This window comes from Mesorhizobium sp. M1322 (assembly GCF_040318085.1).
GTDB lineage: Bacteria > Pseudomonadota > Alphaproteobacteria > Rhizobiales > Rhizobiaceae > Mesorhizobium.
Window position 1 is genome coordinate 92226 of sequence record NZ_JAMYLP010000009.1, and the last position, 18416, is coordinate 110641.

The 18416-nt window shown below is 63.2% G+C and carries 18 protein-coding genes and 1 pseudogene; 8 read left to right on the forward strand and 11 right to left on the reverse strand.

What is annotated here, in order from left to right:
* The first annotated feature begins 335 nt into the window (after positions 1 to 335).
* From cysG to NKH12_RS05945, 6 genes are all read left to right on the forward strand, one after another.
* The gene (gene cysG / locus NKH12_RS05920; RefSeq protein WP_352952272.1) at positions 336 to 1787 is read left to right on the forward strand and encodes a siroheme synthase CysG; all 1452 of its coding nucleotides are present in this window, start codon (positions 336 to 338) and stop codon (positions 1785 to 1787) included.
* Complete coding sequence (locus tag NKH12_RS05925) at positions 1784 to 2089, forward strand: DUF2849 domain-containing protein (protein ID WP_352952273.1); 306 nt, start codon at positions 1784 to 1786, stop codon at positions 2087 to 2089. Before cysG ends, NKH12_RS05925 begins: the two co-directional genes overlap by 4 nt.
* 46 nt (positions 2090 to 2135) lie before the next feature.
* Positions 2136 to 3806, forward strand: coding sequence for a nitrite/sulfite reductase (locus tag NKH12_RS05930; protein ID WP_352952274.1), 1671 nt, complete (start codon positions 2136 to 2138; stop codon positions 3804 to 3806).
* Positions 3781 to 4545 (forward strand): phosphoadenylyl-sulfate reductase, encoded by a 765-nt coding sequence (locus NKH12_RS05935; RefSeq protein WP_352952275.1) that lies wholly within the window; start codon positions 3781 to 3783, stop codon positions 4543 to 4545. The genes NKH12_RS05930 and NKH12_RS05935 overlap by 26 nt, the downstream gene beginning before the upstream one ends.
* A gap of 28 nt (positions 4546 to 4573) precedes the next feature.
* Positions 4574 to 5110, forward strand: a complete 537-nt coding sequence (locus NKH12_RS05940) for a DUF934 domain-containing protein (protein WP_352952276.1) — start codon at positions 4574 to 4576, stop codon at positions 5108 to 5110.
* Between the two features lie 133 nt (positions 5111 to 5243).
* The gene (locus NKH12_RS05945; protein ID WP_352952277.1) at positions 5244 to 5864 is read left to right on the forward strand and encodes a DJ-1/PfpI family protein; all 621 of its coding nucleotides are present in this window, start codon (positions 5244 to 5246) and stop codon (positions 5862 to 5864) included.
* Positions 5865 to 6010: 146 nt separating this feature from the next.
* Here the strand turns inward: NKH12_RS05945 and NKH12_RS05950 are convergent, their stop codons facing one another.
* Positions 6011 to 7033 carry a fatty acid desaturase gene (locus tag NKH12_RS05950; protein WP_352952278.1) on the reverse strand — a complete coding sequence of 341 codons (1023 nt, stop codon included), beginning with the start codon at positions 7031 to 7033 and terminating at the stop codon, positions 6011 to 6013.
* A gap of 148 nt (positions 7034 to 7181) precedes the next feature.
* Positions 7182 to 7418, reverse strand: a complete 237-nt coding sequence (locus tag NKH12_RS05955; RefSeq protein ID WP_352952279.1) for a hypothetical protein — start codon at positions 7416 to 7418, stop codon at positions 7182 to 7184.
* A gap of 239 nt (positions 7419 to 7657) precedes the next feature.
* Between NKH12_RS05955 and grpE the strand changes: the two genes are divergently transcribed.
* The gene (grpE, locus tag NKH12_RS05960; RefSeq protein WP_352952280.1) at positions 7658 to 8293 is read left to right on the forward strand and encodes a nucleotide exchange factor GrpE; all 636 of its coding nucleotides are present in this window, start codon (positions 7658 to 7660) and stop codon (positions 8291 to 8293) included.
* Positions 8294 to 8426: 133 nt separating this feature from the next.
* Here grpE and NKH12_RS05965 read toward each other — a convergent pair whose 3' ends face one another.
* Complete coding sequence (locus NKH12_RS05965) at positions 8427 to 9206, reverse strand: quercetin 2,3-dioxygenase (protein WP_352952281.1); 780 nt, start codon at positions 9204 to 9206, stop codon at positions 8427 to 8429.
* Positions 9207 to 9258: 52 nt separating this feature from the next.
* Positions 9259 to 9870 (reverse strand): TetR/AcrR family transcriptional regulator, encoded by a 612-nt coding sequence (locus tag NKH12_RS05970; protein WP_352952282.1) that lies wholly within the window; start codon positions 9868 to 9870, stop codon positions 9259 to 9261.
* A gap of 106 nt (positions 9871 to 9976) precedes the next feature.
* Here NKH12_RS05970 and NKH12_RS05975 point away from each other — a divergent pair, with 106 nt between their 5' ends.
* On the forward strand, positions 9977 to 10609 hold the full coding sequence (locus tag NKH12_RS05975; protein WP_352952283.1) for a trimeric intracellular cation channel family protein: 633 nt from the start codon (positions 9977 to 9979) through the stop codon (positions 10607 to 10609).
* A gap of 106 nt (positions 10610 to 10715) precedes the next feature.
* Here NKH12_RS05975 and olsB read toward each other — a convergent pair whose 3' ends face one another.
* The 7 genes and pseudogenes from olsB to NKH12_RS06010 all read right to left on the reverse strand — a co-directional run bounded on the left by olsB (position 10716) and on the right by NKH12_RS06010 (position 18198).
* On the reverse strand, positions 10716 to 11591 hold the full coding sequence (gene olsB, locus NKH12_RS05980; protein ID WP_352952291.1) for a l-ornithine N(alpha)-acyltransferase: 876 nt from the start codon (positions 11589 to 11591) through the stop codon (positions 10716 to 10718).
* Positions 11592 to 11768: 177 nt separating this feature from the next.
* Positions 11769 to 14057: a hybrid sensor histidine kinase/response regulator gene (locus NKH12_RS05985; protein ID WP_352952284.1), complete on the reverse strand. Its 2289-nt coding sequence runs from the start codon at positions 14055 to 14057 to the stop codon at positions 11769 to 11771.
* Between the two features lie 112 nt (positions 14058 to 14169).
* Complete coding sequence (acuI, locus tag NKH12_RS05990) at positions 14170 to 15159, reverse strand: acrylyl-CoA reductase (NADPH) (protein ID WP_352952285.1); 990 nt, start codon at positions 15157 to 15159, stop codon at positions 14170 to 14172.
* A gap of 52 nt (positions 15160 to 15211) precedes the next feature.
* On the reverse strand, positions 15212 to 15712 hold the full coding sequence (gene lspA / locus NKH12_RS05995) for a signal peptidase II (protein ID WP_352952286.1): 501 nt from the start codon (positions 15710 to 15712) through the stop codon (positions 15212 to 15214).
* A gap of 8 nt (positions 15713 to 15720) precedes the next feature.
* Positions 15721 to 16578: a TrmH family RNA methyltransferase gene (locus tag NKH12_RS06000; RefSeq protein WP_352952287.1), complete on the reverse strand. Its 858-nt coding sequence runs from the start codon at positions 16576 to 16578 to the stop codon at positions 15721 to 15723.
* A complete protein-coding gene (locus NKH12_RS06005; RefSeq protein WP_352952288.1) occupies positions 16578 to 17624 on the reverse strand; it encodes an RsmD family RNA methyltransferase in 1047 nt (348 codons plus the stop codon). Before NKH12_RS06005 ends, NKH12_RS06000 begins: the two co-directional genes overlap by 1 nt.
* A gap of 89 nt (positions 17625 to 17713) precedes the next feature.
* A pseudogene (locus tag NKH12_RS06010) lies at positions 17714 to 18198 on the reverse strand (DUF1772 domain-containing protein).
* Positions 18199 to 18416: the final 218 nt, after the last annotated feature.

The window sequence follows — 18416 nt, forward strand, 5'->3', positions numbered from 1 at the left end:
CCGAGGCAGGAATGTTCCGGCGATTACAAAGACGGCGAGCAGGCTATCAACCGACGAGATACGGTGTTCAGCGCATCGCGGCTTTAATCTACTGGATTTGTAGAATTTAGAAAAAGTGTTTTGTGATACACCTCGTTTGCCGCTAGAACGGCCGCAGATCAAGGCTCGCAACAGCGGTTTGGATCCGCTCCACTCGTGGGTGTGGAATTTTTTTCTCCTGCCTCCGGTGCTTGCGGAAAAGCGATTGCTTCGCACGAAGCGATGCGCGAGTGCGTTCCTTCTGCTTTTTCGCGCTCGCGCGTAGAACTGACAGCGTATTCAGGATTCCGCTCGCCATGCCGCAGGCCACCGCCAAGCTCAACGCCTTTCCCCTATTCATGCGGGTCGAGGGCGAAGCTGTGGCCATCGTCGGTGGCGGCGAGGAGGCTCTGGCCAAGGCGCGGCTGATCGGCCAGTCGAGCGCCGTCTTGCGCATCATAGCCGATGCCCCCGAGGCCGAGCTTCTGGCCTTCATTGCCGCGAATGGCGCCGTCCACATCGCTGCCGCCTACGAGGCCGCGCATCTCGAAGGCGCGGTGATGGTGTTTGCCGCCAGCGGCAATGAGGCGCTCGACCGGCGCGTTGCCGAGGATGCGCGCCGGCTGGGCATTCCGGTCAATGCCGTCGACCGGCCGGAGCTGTGCGATTTCTTCACCCCGGCGCTGGTCAACCGCGCGCCGGTCGCCATTGCCATCGGCACCGAAGGGGCGGGCCCGGTGCTTGCCCAGATGCTGCGCAGCCGCATCGACCGCATGCTGTCGCCGTCGCTCGGGCCGCTTGCTTCGCTTGCTGCCTCGTTGCGCGGCACCGCTGAGAGATTGCTGCCGAAAGGCAATGCCCGCCGACGCTTCTGGAGCGACTTTTTCGGCGGCGCACCGGCTCGCGCCATGGACGCCGGCCAGCTTTTGCAGGCGCATGACGCCGCCGTCGATCTGTTGCTTTCGAATGCGCCGGCATCGGGCCACATCGCCCTGGTTGGCGCCGGCCCCGGCGCCGAAGACCTGCTGACGCTGCGCGCTCACCGCCTGCTGATGGAAGCCGATGTGATCGTCCATGATGCGCTGGTGCCGGAGGCGATCGTCGCCATGGGCCGTCGCGACGCCGAGCGTCTGCCGGTGGGCAAACGCAAGGGCTGCCACACCAAGAGCCAGGCCGAGATCAACGCGCTGCTGATCGAACTCGGCCGCGACGGCAAGCGCGTCGTGCGGCTGAAATCCGGTGATCCGCTGGTGTTCGGCCGGGCGGGCGAGGAAATGGCGGCGCTGCGCGATGCCGGTATCGCCTATGAGGTGGTTCCGGGCGTCACCGCGGCCTTCGCCGCCGCCGCCGATTTCGAGCTGCCGCTGACGCTGCGCGGCGTGTCGTCGTCGATGGTGTTCACCACCGGCCACGACCTCAAGGGAAATTCGCTGCCCGACTGGGCCAAGCTCGCCATTTCCGGCGCCACGGTCGCCGTCTATATGGGCCGCTCGGTCGCGGCCGAGGTTGCCGGCCGGCTGATCGAGGCCGGCCTGTCGCCGGATACGGCGGTCGCCGTGGTCGAGAATGCCAGCCTTGCCAACCGCCGCCGGTTCCACGGCACGCTCGCCGATCTGCCGTCGCTGGAGGTCCGCGCCGACCTTACCGGCCCGGTCATGACGATCATCGGCGATGCAGTCGCCGGCGCCAACTTTGAACGTTCCGAACCGCTCGCTGCACACAGCCATGAAGGCGCGGCCCAAACAGCCGCCGAAGGAGCTGAACGATGAAAGTTCTGACCGCAAACCGCCTGACCGACGGCGAAGCCGTCTGGTACGCCAATGGCGGCTGGGCCGAGATCATCGACCACGCCGACGTCGCCCATGACAAGGCGGCTGAAGACCGGCTGGAGGCGATCGGCGCCACGGCCTATGCCAACAACGAAGTGGTCGATGTCAATCTGATCGACGTGACCGTCGCCAATGGTGTGGTCGAGCCGGTCCGGCTGCGCGAAAAGATCCGCGCCGCCGGCCCGACCAACCGCAACGATCTGGGCAAGCAGGCCCGCCCGGAAGCCGCCCGGGCGGCGTAAACGACCATATTGATGAAACGGGCGGACGCGCCCGGAAAGACTAGACATGTACCGTTACGATGAGTTCGATCACGATTTCGTCCAGGCCCGCGTCGCCGAGTTCAGCGATCAGGTCGCGCGGCGGCTTGCCGGTGAGATCACCGAGGATCAGTTCCGGCCGCTGAGGCTGATGAACGGCGTCTACCTGCAATTGCACGCCTACATGCTGCGCATCGCGGTGCCCTACGGCACGCTGAACAGCAAGCAGCTGCGCATGCTCGGCCACATCGCCCGCAAATACGACAAGGGCTACGGCCATTTCACGACGCGCCAGAACATCCAGTTCAACTGGCCGGCGCTGTCGGACATTCCGGCGATCCTGGCCGATCTGGCGAGTGTGGAGATGCACGCCATCCAGACCAGCGGCAATTGCATCCGCAACGTCACCGCCGACCACTTTGCCGGTGCCGCCGCCGACGAGGTGGCCGATCCGCGTCCCTATGCGGAAATCCTGCGCCAATGGTCGTCGGTGCATCCGGAATTCTCGTTCCTGCCGAGAAAATTCAAGATCGCGGTGACCGGCGCCGAGCGCGACCGCGCCGCCATCCAGACGCATGACATCGGCCTGCATTTGAAGAAGAACGCTGCCGGCGAACTCGGTTTCGCCGTCTATGTCGGCGGCGGCCAGGGCCGTACACCGATGATCGCCAAGAAGATCCGCGACTTCCTGCCCGAGGCCGACCTTCTGTCCTACTGCACGGCGATCCTGCGCGTTTACAACCTCTACGGCCGCCGCGACAACAAATACAAGGCGCGCATCAAGATCCTCGTCCACGAGACCGGCGTCGAGGAGATCACCCGTCAGGTCGAGGCCGAATGGCAGGAGCTGAAGGATGCGGATCTGAAGCTGCCGGAACCCGACATCCGCGCCATCGATGCCTATTTCGCGCCACCGGCGCTGGCCGACCGGCCGGAAGGCGACGAGGCGGTCAAGCTTGCCCGCCTCGATTCCAAGAGCTTTTCGGAATGGCTCGATCAGAACGTGGTGACCCATCGTCATCCCGATTATGCCGCGGTGACCATCTCGCTCAAGGGCATCGGCGAAGCGCCGGGCGATGCCTCCGACAGCCAGATGGAAGCGGTCGCCGAGCTTGCTGAGAAATATGCGTTCGACGAGCTGCGCGTCAGCCATGAGCAGAACCTGATCCTGCCGCATGTCGCGCGCGCCGACCTCAAGGCGGTCTATGACGCTCTGGTCGACATCGGACTGGCGACGGCCAATTCCAACCTGATATCAGACATCATCTCGTGCCCTGGCCTCGATTATTGCGCGCTGGCCACGGCGCGCTCCATTCCGGTGGCGCAGGAAATCTCGCTTCGTTTCGCTTCGCTCGAGCGGCAGCGCGAGATCGGCGAATTGAAGCTGAAGATTTCCGGCTGCATCAACGCCTGCGGCCATCACCATGTCGGCCATATCGGCATCCTCGGAGTCGAGAAGAAGGGCGCCGAGCTCTATCAGGTCACGCTCGGCGGCTCGGCCGACGAGAACACCTCGGTCGGCGAGATCATCGGCCGCGGCTTCAGCTCGGCAGAGATCACCGACGCCATCGAACAGATCGTCGAGACCTATCTCGGGCTTCGACTGGACAGAACCGAAAAATTCATCGACGCCTACCGCCGTGTCGGTCCCGCGCCGTTCAAGGAGGCGCTTTATGCTGGCGAAGCCAAGGCCGCTTGATCGTATCGTCGACGTCGAGGCCGGCATCGCCGCCGAAGCGGCGGGGCTCGATGCGCTCTATGGTCATCTGAAGCCGCTTGAGATCATCGAGCGGTCGGCCCGGGAGTTCTTTCGCGGCGAAATCGCCGCGGTTTCATCCTTTGGCGCGGATTCGGCGGTGCTGCTGCACATGATCGCTAAGATCGACCGGACTTTGCCGGTGATCTTCCTCGACACCGGCAAGCATTTCGAGGAGACGCTCGGCTATCGCGACGCGCTCGTTGCCGATTTCGGGCTGACCGATATCCGGGTGATCAAGCCCGAGGAAGCGGCGCTCGAACGGATCGATCCGACCGGCAATCTGAACGAAACCGACACCGACGCCTGCTGCGGTGTTCGCAAGGTCGAGCCGTTGGCGCGCGGCGTCGAACCGTTCCGCGCCTGGTTCACCGGCCGCAAGCGTTTTCAGGCGACGACGCGAGCAGCCCTTCCGGTGTTCGAAGCGGTCGGCTCGCGCATCCGCATCAATCCGCTGGCGCATTGGACGACCGCCGACCAGGCAAATTATATGCGCGCGCATGCGCTGCGTGAAAATCCGTTGGTTGCCTATGGCTATCTGTCGATAGGCTGCTTCCCATGCACGCAGCCGGTGCAACCGGGCGAGGACGCGCGCAGCGGCCGCTGGGCAGGGCACGCCAAGACCGAGTGCGGCATCCATTTGTCGGGGCTGGAAAAGTCGCTGACCGACGCATCGCTTTAGGATCTTTTTTGAGCTTTGGGAATTTTTGATGACCGAACTGACGCCGGAGACCGTTACCCGCCTCTGGACCCCGACGGGTTTTAGCGAGGACGAGTGGACTTATGCCGAGAGTGCCGACGCGCTGTCCGGCAATGGCCGCTTCATCCTGCCGCTGCATGCGTTTCTCAACCTCGACACAGCGGTGCGCCGGTCGGCGAAGGAACGTCTGGGCGTGCTGCTTCAGCCCGGCGACCAGCTCGAAAAAATCGCCGACCTGCTCGACCAGATATCGCTGGTGGCGTTGGCTTTCCCGGCTTTCAGTGACGGCCGTTCCTTCTCCAAGGGAGAACTGCTGCGCAGCCGCTACCATTTCGAGGGCGCGGTTCGCGCCACCGGGCAGGTTCTGGTCGACCAGCTTCCGCACATGCTGCGCCTTGGCTTCGACGAGTTCGAAGTGTCAAATCCAGTGTTGCTGAAGCGGCTCGATGAAGGCCGCACCGGCGGTCTGCCGCTCTCCTATCAGCCAACCGTGAAGCCGGAGGCGAAAGGTCCCAAATATTCCTGGCGGCGGGTGCGCGCCAGCTGATCGCCTCCAGGGGCAGGTCGCATCTGGTCGGACCACATGCAAATTCAGTCTTTTGTTTTCGATGCTCTGCCCTTAGGATAGGCCTATTATTTCGCGATCCGAAATAAATATCGCCACCAAGGGAGGAACCGGAATGGCTGGTAAGAAGATACTGATGCTCGTTGGCGAGTTCAGCGAGGAATACGAGATTTTCGTCTTTGAGCAGGCCATGCATGCGGTCGGCCACACTGTCCATGTCGTCTGCCCCGACAAGAAGGCGGGCGATATCCTGAAGACGTCGCTGCACGACTTCGAGGGCCACCAGACCTATACGGAAAAGCTCGGCCACGACTACATCCTCAACAAGACCTTTTCCGAGGTGAACCCGGCCGAATACGACGCCGTCTATGCGGCGGGCGGGCGCGGCCCGGAATATATCCGTATCGACAAGCGCGTGCAGGCGCTGGTGCGGCATTTCCACGACACCGGCAAGCCGATCTTCACCATCTGCCATGGCGCGCAGATCCTGATGGCGGTCGACGGCGTGCTGCGTGGCAGGGAAGTCGCGGCGCTGCAGTATTGCGAGCCGGAAGTCACGCTCGCCGGCGGCACCTACATCGATGTCGCGCCGACCGGCGCCCATGTCGACGGCAATCTGGTATCGGCCAAGGGCTGGCCGGGCCTCGCCGCCTTCATGCGCGAATGCCTGAAGGTGCTCGGCACCGAGATCCGCCACGGCGAGATCCTGATGCGCGACGAACGCAAGGCGGCTTGAGCCAGGTCTTGGAAAACCGCCCCCCCGGGGGGGCGGCGGTTCTACAGCGCCGCGCGTCCTTTCTGGACGCGCAAAGGACGCTGTAGCACATTGATTCTACGCATGATCCTTGCCGAAAATCGATTTCGATTTTCGGGGTCATGCGTTTACGCAGTCATCCGCGCTTCGCGAAATGACACCAGCTTGCTGCGGCTCTCATCCCACAGCGCCAGCTTGACGCAGCGCAGGCTGTCGAGAAGCGTGACGCGACCGATTTCGCGCAGTTCCGGATAGTCCCTCAGGACCTCCTGGAGTCGATAGCACGGCACCTTGGCGGAGAGGTGGTGCACGTGATGGACACCGATATTGCCGGTGAACCAGTTCAGCACCGGCGGCAGGTCATAATAGGACGAGCCGTGCAGGGCGGCGTGCTGAAACTCCCATTCGGAGTCCTTTGCCCACTCAGTCTCTTCGAACTGGTGCTGGACATAGAACAGCCAGATGCCGGCGGAACCGGCGAGAACGACGATGGGTAAATGGACGACCAGGAACGCTTCGAGGCCGACGAACCAGACGAGGGCGGCGGCGGCGACCGCGATGGCCACGTTGGTGGCCATAGACGACACCCAGGGCGTGAGTCCGCCTCGCATCATGCCGACCGGCAGTCTCTGCTCAAAGATGAAAAGCCAAATGGGGCCGAGGCCGAACATGACGAGCGGATGGCGATAGAGACGATAGGCAAGGCGGCCCCGCCAGGACATTTGCCGATATTCCGCGACGGTCAGCGTCTTGATATCGCCCGTGCCACGCTCATCGAGATTGCCGGCGCTTGCGTGATGGGTTGCGTGGGCACGTCGCCAGCAATCGTAGGGCGTCAAGGTCAGGACGCCCAGCCCGCGGCCGATCCAGTCGTCGGCGGTGCGGTTGGCGAAGAAGGAACCGTGGCCGCAATCGTGCTGGATCATGAAGATCCGCACGAGAAAGCCGGCGGCCGGAAGGATGAGAACCAGACCCCACCAATGGCCATAGGCATAGGCAGCCGAAGACAGTGCCCACAGCGTGGCAAAGGGGATGAGAGTGATGGCAAGTTCGACGGCGCTGCGCCGCCTGTCAGGCGTCTTGTAGCGAGCCAGGATTTTCAACCAGGCACGTTTGCTGTTCGCCACAGCTTCGGGGGAAATCATGTTCATCAGGAAGCATAGACGGACCAGTCCGTCGCTGCAAGGCAGCATCACGCAAAGTTACTGCGCGTAATTGCCGCGCGACGCGCAAGGTACTGCAATGTGGAAGGGCATGCTTGGGTTCCGGCGGCCCGCAACGACAGCCGAATGTGTTGGTCTACCGCCTGTGGCCACCGGCGGCTACGCTGCTCTCGATGCCGTCTAGGCGGTCGAGCAATTCCCTGAAGCGATCGGGAATATCGTTCTCCGTCCGGAACGCCGGCAGCGCACGCAGAAAGCGCGTCGTCGCCTCGGTGCCGAACTGGCGCCTGATGCCGGCCGCGAGCCTTTCACGTCTTTCGTCATTGGCGCGGGCGCTATTCTTGTTATGGTCGCCGTTGTTGCGGGTCATCATTTCAAAAATCCTGTGTCGGCTTCGAAACTCTTCCAGCAGACGAATGGTTCCCCGATCGCAGCATCTTGGCAAGCAAAGTCGGCGGTTACAGTAAAATTTGAATTAATATCGAAAGGTCTTCATGATGCGCCGTCAGAGCGCCAGCGGCCTCTTCAGTATCGCTTGCCCCTTGATTTTTGGCCGCCAAACCTCGATATCGGGCACAAAATCCACATCATTCGAAATGACGGGAAACGGCGATGAGCGACCAGGCAAAAGACGAACGCGCGCCCGATGAAGCCGAGACGACCGCAGCTGCCACCGAACACAGGGAAGGCAGCGTCGACGGCGACTATGAAGCGCTTGTGCGGCTGCTGAAGGAAAACGACGAGTTGAAGGACCGCGCGCTCCGCGTCGCAGCCGAGATGGAGAATCTGCGCCGCCGTACCGCCCGTGACGTGCACGATGCGCGTGCTTATGCGGTTGCCAATTTCGCCCGTGACATGCTGTCGGTATCTGACAATCTGCGCCGTGCGCTGGATGCGATCCCGGCTGAGGCCAAGGCGTCGGGCGATGCCGGTTTCAAGGCGTTGATCGAAGGCGTCGAGCTCACCGAGCGCGCCATGCTATCGGCGCTGGAGCGACACGGGGTGAAGAAACTCGAGCCGGAAGGCGAGAAATTCGACCCCAATTTCCACCAGGCAATGTTCGAGGTGCCCAATCCGGAGGTGCCGGCCAACACGGTGGTCCAGGTCGTGCAGCCAGGCTATTCGATCGGCGAGCGGGTGTTGCGGCCGGCCATGGTCGGCGTTGCCAAAGGCGGTCCCAAGCATGTGGCTGGAGAAGCGCCGGTCGAGCCAGGACCGGTGAATGAGCAAGCCGAGAAGGATGCGTGAACGGGGAATAGTGCGCCATTCGGTAGCAAGGGGCCACCAAAGGCTCAAGGCATGATCGTCCCCGAAACCTGCCCGGCGTCAGGGACGATCAACGGTCCACCGCCACTTTTGCGGTGCAGCGCTTGCCACGCCTTCAGCCAAGCAGTTCACACCCATAGCGCCTGACCACATCGGGAAATATCTCCATGTCCGGCATTCCTTCGCCGGCCGGAGGGATGCGCCAGTCATCGGCAGGCACACTGGTCGCCCTCACAAGCTCCTCGAAACCAGCGGGCGTGAAGAGGAACAGCATCCGTGCCGGCCCACGCTTGACCGTATAGCGGTGCGGCACATCGCGTGGCGCAAAGAGAAACGAACCGGGCCCAGCCATGATCTTGCTGCCCCCGATCTCGAACTCGATCTCACCTTCCATCACCTGGAATGACTCGTCCTCGCGATGGTGGACATGCAGCGGCGCCTCGCCTTCGTTCTCAAGCACTTCGACCAGCGTGAACTGGCCCGCCGTCTGGGTTGCTGTCGCCTTGATCACCGCCAGCGAACCAAGCCACCAGCGCGCCTCTCCTTCCAAGGCGTGACTGCAAAAGGCGTGGGGGATGCTCCTGCCAGCTTCGCCGCCAGCCACGGCCGCCACAGAATGGTAGCCGACCTTGATCGAGGCGGAATTCACCATCGAGCAATAGTTTTTGATGCCGGGCAGGGTGGACCAGACCTCGCCAGCCGCCTTGGCGCTGTCCATGTCCGCCCATTCGAACATCTCCGTCCAGCCTCCCTCGGATTTGAGGAGGCGACGATTGATGAAACCCTTAAGCTTCCGCACCTCGCCATTCACTTCATCCCTGGTCTGCAGGAACATCTGCTCGGTGAATTCGGGCTTCAATGCAAATTCGGTGACTTCAACGACATTCGTGTTCATGACTTCCTCCTTCGCTATCTGGCCTTTGTTTCGCCCCCCGCATTCTGTTCGTTCAAGACGTGCTCGTCCGGCCTTTGCCCTTGAGCCAGCATAGCGCCATTCCCGTTGCCGTTTCGGCGGCTAGATCCACCGTCGTGCCGCGTATCCGCATGGCGTTGAACGTCGGAAAGTCGAACAGGAAGCTGATTGCCTGAACGACGTCATCGCCGGGATCGACCTTCGCCAGCGCCTCTCGCACGAATCCGGCCACCATGTTCCGCAGGTATTCTTCCCATTCCCGCATGGCCGGAAGCTCGCGCTCGCGCAGGTCGCTTTCGAGATGCCGTCCGCCACGGTGGTAGAAGGCGAATAGCTCGTTGGCGACTCGGCGCAACCGTTCTTTAGGGTCCGTCGCCCCGCCGATTATCTCCGTCACCGATTCGGGCGACGGAGGACGCAGACGCTCCATCAGCACTTCGCCGCACGCCGGCACCAGGTCATCCAGGGTAGGAAAATGCTTGTAGACGGTGCCAACGGCGACATCGGCTTCCGTTGCGATGTCCTTCCAAGTCGTGCCGAAGATGCCGTTCTGGGTGTGCAGCTTGATTGTCGCGTCGAGAATGCGCTGCCTCGTCTTGGCGAAGGCGGCAGTCCGGGAACCCATGCTGTAGCGGCGAGGGGACATACTCGCTCACAAAATTGAATGAACTATTCAATCATTTAATTTGCTTCAAGTCAATCCAGGTCGCGACCCACTCGCTATTCACCGCTCACTATTTCATTATTCACTCATGAACCCGATCGAGCTTCTCGACTATGCCGGCGTCGCCGTCTTTGCCGCGACAGGGGCGCTTGCCGCCTCGCGCAAGCAGCTCGACATCATCGGCTTCCTGTTCCTGGCCAGCGTCACCGGCATCGGCGGCGGCACGTTTCGCGACGTCATCCTCAATGTGCCGGTGTTCTGGGTGGGAAATCGCGACTATGTGCTGATCTGCGCGGCGGTGGCGGTCGTGGTCTTCTTCAGCGCGCACCGCGTCGAATCGCGCTACAGATTGCTGCTCTGGCTCGATGCCGTCGGTCTTGCCGCCTTTTCGGTGATGGGTGCGGCCAAGGGGCTGACGATTACCGGTTCGCCGGCCGTTTCGATCGTCACCGGCATGCTCACCGCCACCCTTGGCGGCATTCTTCGCGATCTCTTGACCGGTGAGCCGTCGGTGCTGCTCAGACCGGAAATCTACGTCACCGCGGCCCTTGCAGGCGCAGCTCTTTTTACGCTCGGCGATATTGCCGGACTGCCGCCGCTTGCCTCGGGCCTGCTGGGCTTCGCGGCGGCTTTCTGTGTGCGCGGCGGCGCGCTCAAATTCGGCTGGGCTTTTCCGTCCTACAAGAGCAGGCCTGGTCGGCGGCCGGAAGATATTCCGTGAAATGAGAAGGAGTAGCAATAGTGAGTAGCAAATAGGGACAACAATCCGCAGCGAGTTGGCGGAACTCCCGCTACACGCTACTTCCTATTCGCTACTCCCTGGAATCTCACGCCGCGAAACGCTGGGCTTCCCCACCATAATAGTTGACGTAGCGGGCGCCGATCTCCTGGACCGGCATCACCACGAACACGTCGACCGTCGAGAATTCGCGGTCGATGACGCAGCCGTCGCCGATGCGCGCGCCGACGCGCAGATAGCCCTTGACCAGTGGCGGCATCGCCGAGATCGCGGCCTTGGCGTTGACCGCCTCGATCGGCATCAAATCCATGGAACAGTAGCGCCCGGCGACCGCGCGCACGTCCCAGGCCGAATTCGTCCGGCAGTGATGGGCGAGATAGGTCAGCGCTTCGGCGTGCGCCGCCGGAACAGTGCCGGGGAACGAGGCGCAACCGGTCATCACGCCGATCCCGTAATGGTTAATATAGGCCCAAATACCTTGCCAGAGCGCCTCAATGGTGCGCTTCGAGCGGTATTCCGGCAAGACGCAGGAGCGGCCGAGCTCGAGGAAACGCTGGCCGGGGTGGCGGGCGATGAGGTTGGTCAGCTCGAACTCGCCCTCGGAATAGAAGCCGCCGGCGGCTGCCGCGATTTCCTGCCGCAACAGGCGATAGGTGCCGACAATGCGGCGATGCTCGGGACCGGACAGCGAGGTGTCGAAGACGAGCAAATGATCACAAAGCGGATCAAAATGGTCGGCGTCGCGGCGGTCCTGCACCTGGAACAGGTTCTTCCTGGCGCCGAGCTCGTCATAGAACACCCGGTAGCGCACTTCCTGCGCGGCGGCGATCTCGGCCTCGTTGCGGGCGAGCCGCACTTCGAGATTGCCGATACGGCCGAGCGCTTCGCCTTTTATGACGGCATCGACGTTCCGCCCGGTGAGCAAAGCACCGCTGGCGTTCGGCCGAGCGTCACATTCCGGCATAACTGTATGCACGAGTGATTCTCCTTCGAGCCATCCCTCTTGGCACGGGGATACGGTGTAGGTGCAACAGGATTGTGACAGTACCGTGATACGGTGCTGCGGGCAATACTTCGTCGGCTGGGTAATCCTTTCAACCGGCTATGTTACGCAGGGAAGCCAGGAGGGACAGCCGGCGGATCACGCGGCGACGTGGCCCTCGATCGCATGGACAAGCGCGTCGGGGTCGAGCGGCTTGGTGACGAAGCCGCTGGCGCCATGGGCGAGCACGGCGTGGCGGGTCGTTTCCTGACTGTCCGCCGAAAGCACCATGATCGGAACCGGCGGCACGGCGGTTTCCTCCTCATGCCGGCGGATGGCGGCGATGGCGTCCAGCCCGTCCATGACAGGCATGTGCAGGTCCATCAGCACCACGTCGAAGCGGTGCTTGCGGCCGGTGCCAGTGACGGCCTCGACGGCGGCCTTGCCGTTGCCGACCACTTTCACTCGATGCCCGGCCTTTAGCAGCGTGGCGCGGGCAAGCATGGCGTTGATGTCGTTATCCTCGGCGATCAGCACGGACAGGCCCTGCTGGCGGCTGCTAATGGCGCGGACGGATGGTGCGCCGCGCTTTTCCGGCTGTGGCTGGAGGAGGGCGGGTACGCTGCTCGTCAAAAGGACGCGCAGCAGAGTCTCGCCACGCACCGGCCTTGCCAGGAAGGTGGCGTAGCCGCTGGCGCGGAACTCGCCCAGCATGCCGCGGTCGGTCGGCGCGATCAGCGTGATCGCCTCGCAGTCGGCAAAGCCGCTCTGGCGAAGGCGCTTGAGCAACCTGCCGTCGCCCTCCTCCATGGCCGCATCAACCAGAAGCACGTCGCAGCCTTCTGCGAAGGACGCTGCCTGGGCGGCGGTCGCAGCCAGATCGACCATGCCGCCATTGGCACGGATGGTGCGGGCGATGGCGTCGGCCTCGATGGCGTTCTTCGACAGGATCACCGCGCGCCGCCCTGACAGCGCATTCTGGCGGGTCTGCGGCGGCTCGGTGGCCGATATTGCAGGGATTTCGAAGACGAACTCGGAGCCTTGGCCGAGCCGGCTCGATACCGAAATCGTGCCGCCCATGGCGATCACCAGGCGCTTGGAGATGGCAAGACCGAGCCCGGCGCCGCCATGCGCGCGGGTCGACGTGCCATCAGCCTGTTCGAATTCCTCGAAGATGCGCTCCATATCGTCCTCGTGCAGGCCGGGACCGGTGTCGGCGACGGTGAAGCATATGCGGTCGGTGGTTTCGGTGCAGGCACGAGCGATGCTCACCAATACGCCGCCGCTGTCGGTGAACTTGATCGCGTTGCCGATCAGGTTGAGCAGCACCTGCCTGACCCTTCCCGGATCGGCTGATATCATCTGCGGCACGTCGGGTTCGACATGGCAGCCAAGGCCGATATTCTTGGCGAAGGCGCGCGCGGCCAAGAGTTCGACGATGTTGTCGGCGATCTCGCGCACCGACATTGGCTGCGGTTCGGGATCGAAGCGGCCGGCTTCGATCTTGGAATAGTCGAGCAGATCCTCGATCAGCGCCAGCAGCGCGCTGGCCGAGGTCGAGACGGCGCCGACATAGGTCCGTTGTTCGGGCGAGAGATTGGTGTCCGCCAGCAGCCTGGCCATGCCCATGATGCCGTTCATCGGCGTGCGGATCTCGTGGCTGACGGTGGCGAGGAAGCGCGATTTGGCCTGGCTTGCATATTCGGCTCGCTCACGGGCGGTGATCAGCGACGATTCGGCGTGCTTGCGGGCGGTGATGTCGCGGGCGATGGCGCGATGCGAGGCGCCGCCGTTCTCCTTGTCGCGCACGGACAGTTCGATCCATGAGAACCAGCGCGGGCCAGCCGGCGTACGAATGGCGACGTCGGTGGAGCTCAGGCATTCGTGGTCGGAAAAAGCGGCATCGGGAACGATGCCGACGTCGATGCCGAGTTCGGCAAGGGTCCTGCCGGCAAGGTCGCGCTGATCGGCTCCGACAAGATCGGCGAAAACCTTGTTGGCATAGACGATGTGGCCGTCACGATCGCGGTGGACGACGAGATCGCCAAGCGCGTCGATCAGCCCGCGAAAGCGTTCCTCGCTCTCCTGCATCTCCCACATGCGGTCGGCCAGGGTCTCGACCTCGGCGCGGCTGCGAGCTGCGGTCTCGCCAAGGATGGCAACCGTACGACGCTCCTTGCGCCTGGCACGCAGATGCACGGCGAGACCGGCCATGCCAGTCGCCAAAAGGCCGAAAGTGATGAAGATCGGCGCTCCGGTCAGATGCGATAGCCCTGCCAGCACGACTATGGCGACGAGCGTCAGGAACGGCAGGCCTTCGCGATTGGCGGAGGACAGTTCGGGCGCCAGTGGCGGCGCTGCGATATGCTGCCGTCTTGGCGCCTCCGGGCCGATCTCGTCGACGCTTTCGGCGCTCTCCGTTTCTCTGATGCCGGATTCCGTGACCATGCGGAAACCCTTGCCAGACAGAGATTATGGAAAATTGCGGCCGATCGTTCGAATTTTATCGGTCGCGCGGTTTTTTGCCTTTCTTTCGTGCAAGAAAGGCAGACAACCGAACTCACATATCCACCACTACGCGGCCACGGATCTTGCCCTCGACGATGTTGTGCGCGGCGTCGATGATGCCGTCGAAGCCGATGGTCGTGGACAGGCTGGCCAGCTTCTGGAGATCGAGGTCCGTGCCGATGCGGCGCCACGCCTCCATGCGGACCGGCTTTGGCGCCATCACCGAATCGATGCCGAGCAGGCAAACGCCGCGCAGGATGAACGGGGCGACGCTCGCCGGCAGATCCATGCCGCCTGCTAGGCCGCAGGCGGCGACGGCGCCGCCGTAGGAGGTCATCGAAAGGACGTTGGCCAGCGTGTGACTGCCGACCGCATCGACGCCGCCGGCCCAGCGTTCCTTGGCGAGCGGCTTTGCCGGCTGGGCAAGCTCGTCGCGCGAAATCACTTCCGCAGCACCCAGGTCGATCAGGTAGGGGCTTTCAGCGCTGCGGCCGGTCGAGGCGATGACATGATAGCCGAGGCTGGACAGGATCGAGACCGCGACCGAGCCGACGCCGCCGGCCGCGCCAGTCACCACCACCGGGCCGCGATCGGGCACGATGCCGTGCCGTTCCAGCGCGATGACGCAAAGCATGGCGGTGTAGCCGGCGGTGCCGATCGCCATGGAATCATGCGCGCTCATGCCCTGAGGCAGCGGCACCAGCCAGTCGCCGTTGACACGGGCACGCTCGGCATAGGCGCCAAAATGCGTTTCGCCGACGCCCCAGCCGTTCAATATGACCTTGTCTCCCTTGCGCCAGTCGGCATGGGAAGACGAGATGACGGTGCCGGCGAAATCAATGCCCGGTACCAGCGGCCAGCGGCGGATCACCGGCGCCTTGCCTGATATGGCGAGGCCGTCCTTGTAGTTCACCGTCGTCGCCTCGACGGCGACGGTGACATCGCCTTCCATCAGGTCGGCCTCGGTGAGGTCGGCCACCGCGACCGACTGCTTCTTCTCGGCGTCGCGTGAAACGAGGATGGCTTTGAAGGTTTCGGGCATGTCTTCTCCTCGGACTTCTCGAATGGCCACTGTATGGCGGCAGAGGGCCAGGTCAATCGCTTGAGGGCTTGGCCTCGCGCCGCCAACCGATGAGTTCGTCGAAGACGACCACCACCGCGCCGACCGCTATGAAGGCATCGGCGAGGTTGAAGATGGCAAAGGACCATACCGGGGTGTGGAACAGGATGTAGTCGATCACGTGACCATAGGTAACGCGGTCGAACAGATTGCCGAGCGCGCCGCCGACGATCAGCGCAAAGCCGATGCGGGTAAGCACATGGCTGGGCGGAGTGCGGGCCGCGAGATAGAGCACGAAAGCGACGACGAAAGCGGCGATAACCACCAGGCCGGTGTCGCCGAAGGACGAAAACATCGAGAAGGCAATGCCGGTGTTGTAGGTGCGATACAGTGCCAGAAACGGCACAAGATCGACCTTTTCCTGAAAGGCGAGGCCAGTCTCGACCAGATATTTCACCCACTGGTCGAGCGCTATCGCGGCGGCGACCAGCAGGGCGTAGGGGAACCATGATTTTGCCGTTTGCGATTTCACCATTTGGGATATCACGGTCTGGCGTCCTCCGGGGCAAGTTTCAGCGCGCCGCGCCGGATCTCGAACAGCATAATGCCGGTGGCCACCGCGAGATTGAGCGAATCGGCCCGGCCGGCCTGTGGGATCCGCAGCAACCTGTCGCAGCTTTCGGCCAGGCTGTCGGGCAGGCCCTGCTGTTCGTTGCCCATCATCAGCAGCACCGGGGCTTTGGAAAAGTCGACCGAACGGTAATCAACCGCACCTTTCAGATGTGTGCCGGCAACGAGGCCAGGAAAGCTTTTTCGCCACGCGAGGAAGGCGTCCGGCGTCGCCTTGGCGACCGGCACGGCGAAGATCGAGCCCATGGTGGCGCGCACGGTCTCGACGGAAAAAGGATCGGTGGTCTCGCCGACCAGTATGACGCCCTTGGCGCCAACGGCATCGACGGTGCGGATGACGGTGCCGAGATTGCCTGGGTCGCGCACGCGGTCGAGCGCCACCCAGACGTCGCCGTATCGAGCGCGGATGTCCTTCAGCGGTAGGAACTTCTGCGAAAAGACGCCGACCACCATTTGCGGGTTATCGCGGCGAGTGATGGCGACGAGCACTTTTTCCGAAACTTCGAGCACTGTGCCGCCGGCGGCAACCGTGCGCGCCGCGACCTTTTCGACCGCTGCATTGCCGCGTCCGGCCTTGGCGAAGACCAGTGTCCGGATCGACCAGCCGAGGTCGAGCGCATCGATGACCAGCTTCAGCCCCTCGGCCATGAAGGCGTTCTGCTGATCACGGAATTTCTTCAGGGCGAGAGCCTTGATGTCCTTGATCAACGGATTGGCGAGGCTGGTGACCTCTTTCACCTGCCCTGGCGCGCCGGCGTGCCGCTCGCTCATCAGGCCACCCAGCGCGAGAACAGCGACGTCGACAGCGCCCGGCCGGCGGATTTCTCGCGGATGATCAGTTCGCCGGATTCGACCGTGCCGCCCATGCCTGCGAAAGTGTCGCGCATTAAGGCATGGATGGCGAAGAAGGAGGCGCGGATCGAATACGCGGTCAGCACGACAGCAAGCGGCTTCGGCGTCAGGATCGAGCGGCAGAGGTCGGTCAGATCAGGCAGGTCCTCGAACAATTGCCAGACCTCGCCCTTGGGGCCACGGCCATAGGCGGGCGGATCGAACAGGATGATGTCGTAGCGGCTGCCGCGGCGCTCCTCGCGCTCGGCGAATTTCAAGGCGTCGTCGATGATCCAGCGGATCGGCTTTTGCGACAAGCCCGCCATCTCCTGGTTCTCCCTGGCCCAGCCGATCGCCTTCTTGGACGCATCGACATGGGTGACCTCGGCGCCGGCGCGCGCCGCCACCAGCGAGGCAAGGCCGGTATAGCCGAACAGATTCAGTACCTTGACCGGTCGCTTCGCCGCCGCGATCAGCCCGGCCATGTGGTCCCAGTGCGAGGCCTGCTCGGGGAAGACGCCGACATGGCGAAACGAGGTGAAGCGGCCGAGATAGTCGATGCCGTCATGCTTCATCGGCCAGGTCTCGCCGAGTGGCGCCTTGGGGAAGCGCCAGCGGCCGATGCCTTCCTCGTCGATGTCGCCGGTGAAAATGGCGTCGGCGCGGTCCCAGTCTTTGGCCGGCAACGCTTTTTGCCAGATCGCCTGGCCTTCGGGCCGGACGATGCGATAGGGCCCGTACTGCTCGAGCTTTTGACCGGCGCCGCTGTCGAGCAGCGCATAATCGGCGTTGGGCGCCACTTCGAGGATCAGCGGCAGGTGTTCGGCGGGCAGGGCGCCGTCGCGGCGGGAAAGGACGTGCGGCGCGCCTTTCGGCTCGGTGCGGTTGCCCGATGCTGTGCCGGTCCCGCGCTGCGCCTGTTCCGCCCCGCCCTTTGCGAGCTGGTGCGAGCGGCTGTCGCGGCGTTTGTCGCGAAAAGGTTTCAAGAAGAGCATCTCCGGGGCGACTTGGCCCGCTTCTGCCACAGCACATTCACCGGTGCAACAAACGCGGTCGCCGGAGATTTCCGAAACGGTCAGCCTCGCCTGATCCAAAGCAGGGCGGCAACCAGCGATACGAAACCGACTGCCTTGAAGCCGGCGACGATCATATGGCCGGTTTCCCAGCGCAGCCGGATCGCTTCGAAATTTTCCGGAATCGGTCCAGGCACCCAGATGGCCAGAACATCGTTCGCCGGCTTGACGAGAGCAAACCACGTCGCAAGAGATACCGCATGAGCACGGCAGCGGCCAACGCGTACCAGAACGCCGGACGGTCATTGCGCAGCATCCATGCGAGAAGTCCCGGACAGCCGATCGCGGCCACGTCCAGTGGCGCGCCAATGACGGCAAACAGCTGGAACTGGGCGTTGAAGACGGTCGTCTCGCGCCAGAGAGAAGGTGACCACTTCGTCAGCCGAGGAGCCGATTCCAGGACATGGGCGAAGGATGGTCCAAGGCTGAGCGCTGCGACGACGGCGGCCAAGATGGACCAGAACAACAGGAACCCGCGTATCTCCATAACGCCCGAACAACGGCGTGACGTCGGAGACGTTCCCAGCGGAAGGGAGTAGGGCAGTAGGGGAATAGGGAGTAAGTGAATAGGGAAAATATGACTTGCAGGAAGCCGCACGATTGGTAGAGCTCCCTACTCCCCTACTCCCCTACTCCCCTACTCCCCTACTCCCCTACTCCCCTACTCCCCTACTCCCCTACTCCCCTACTCCCCTACTCCCCTAC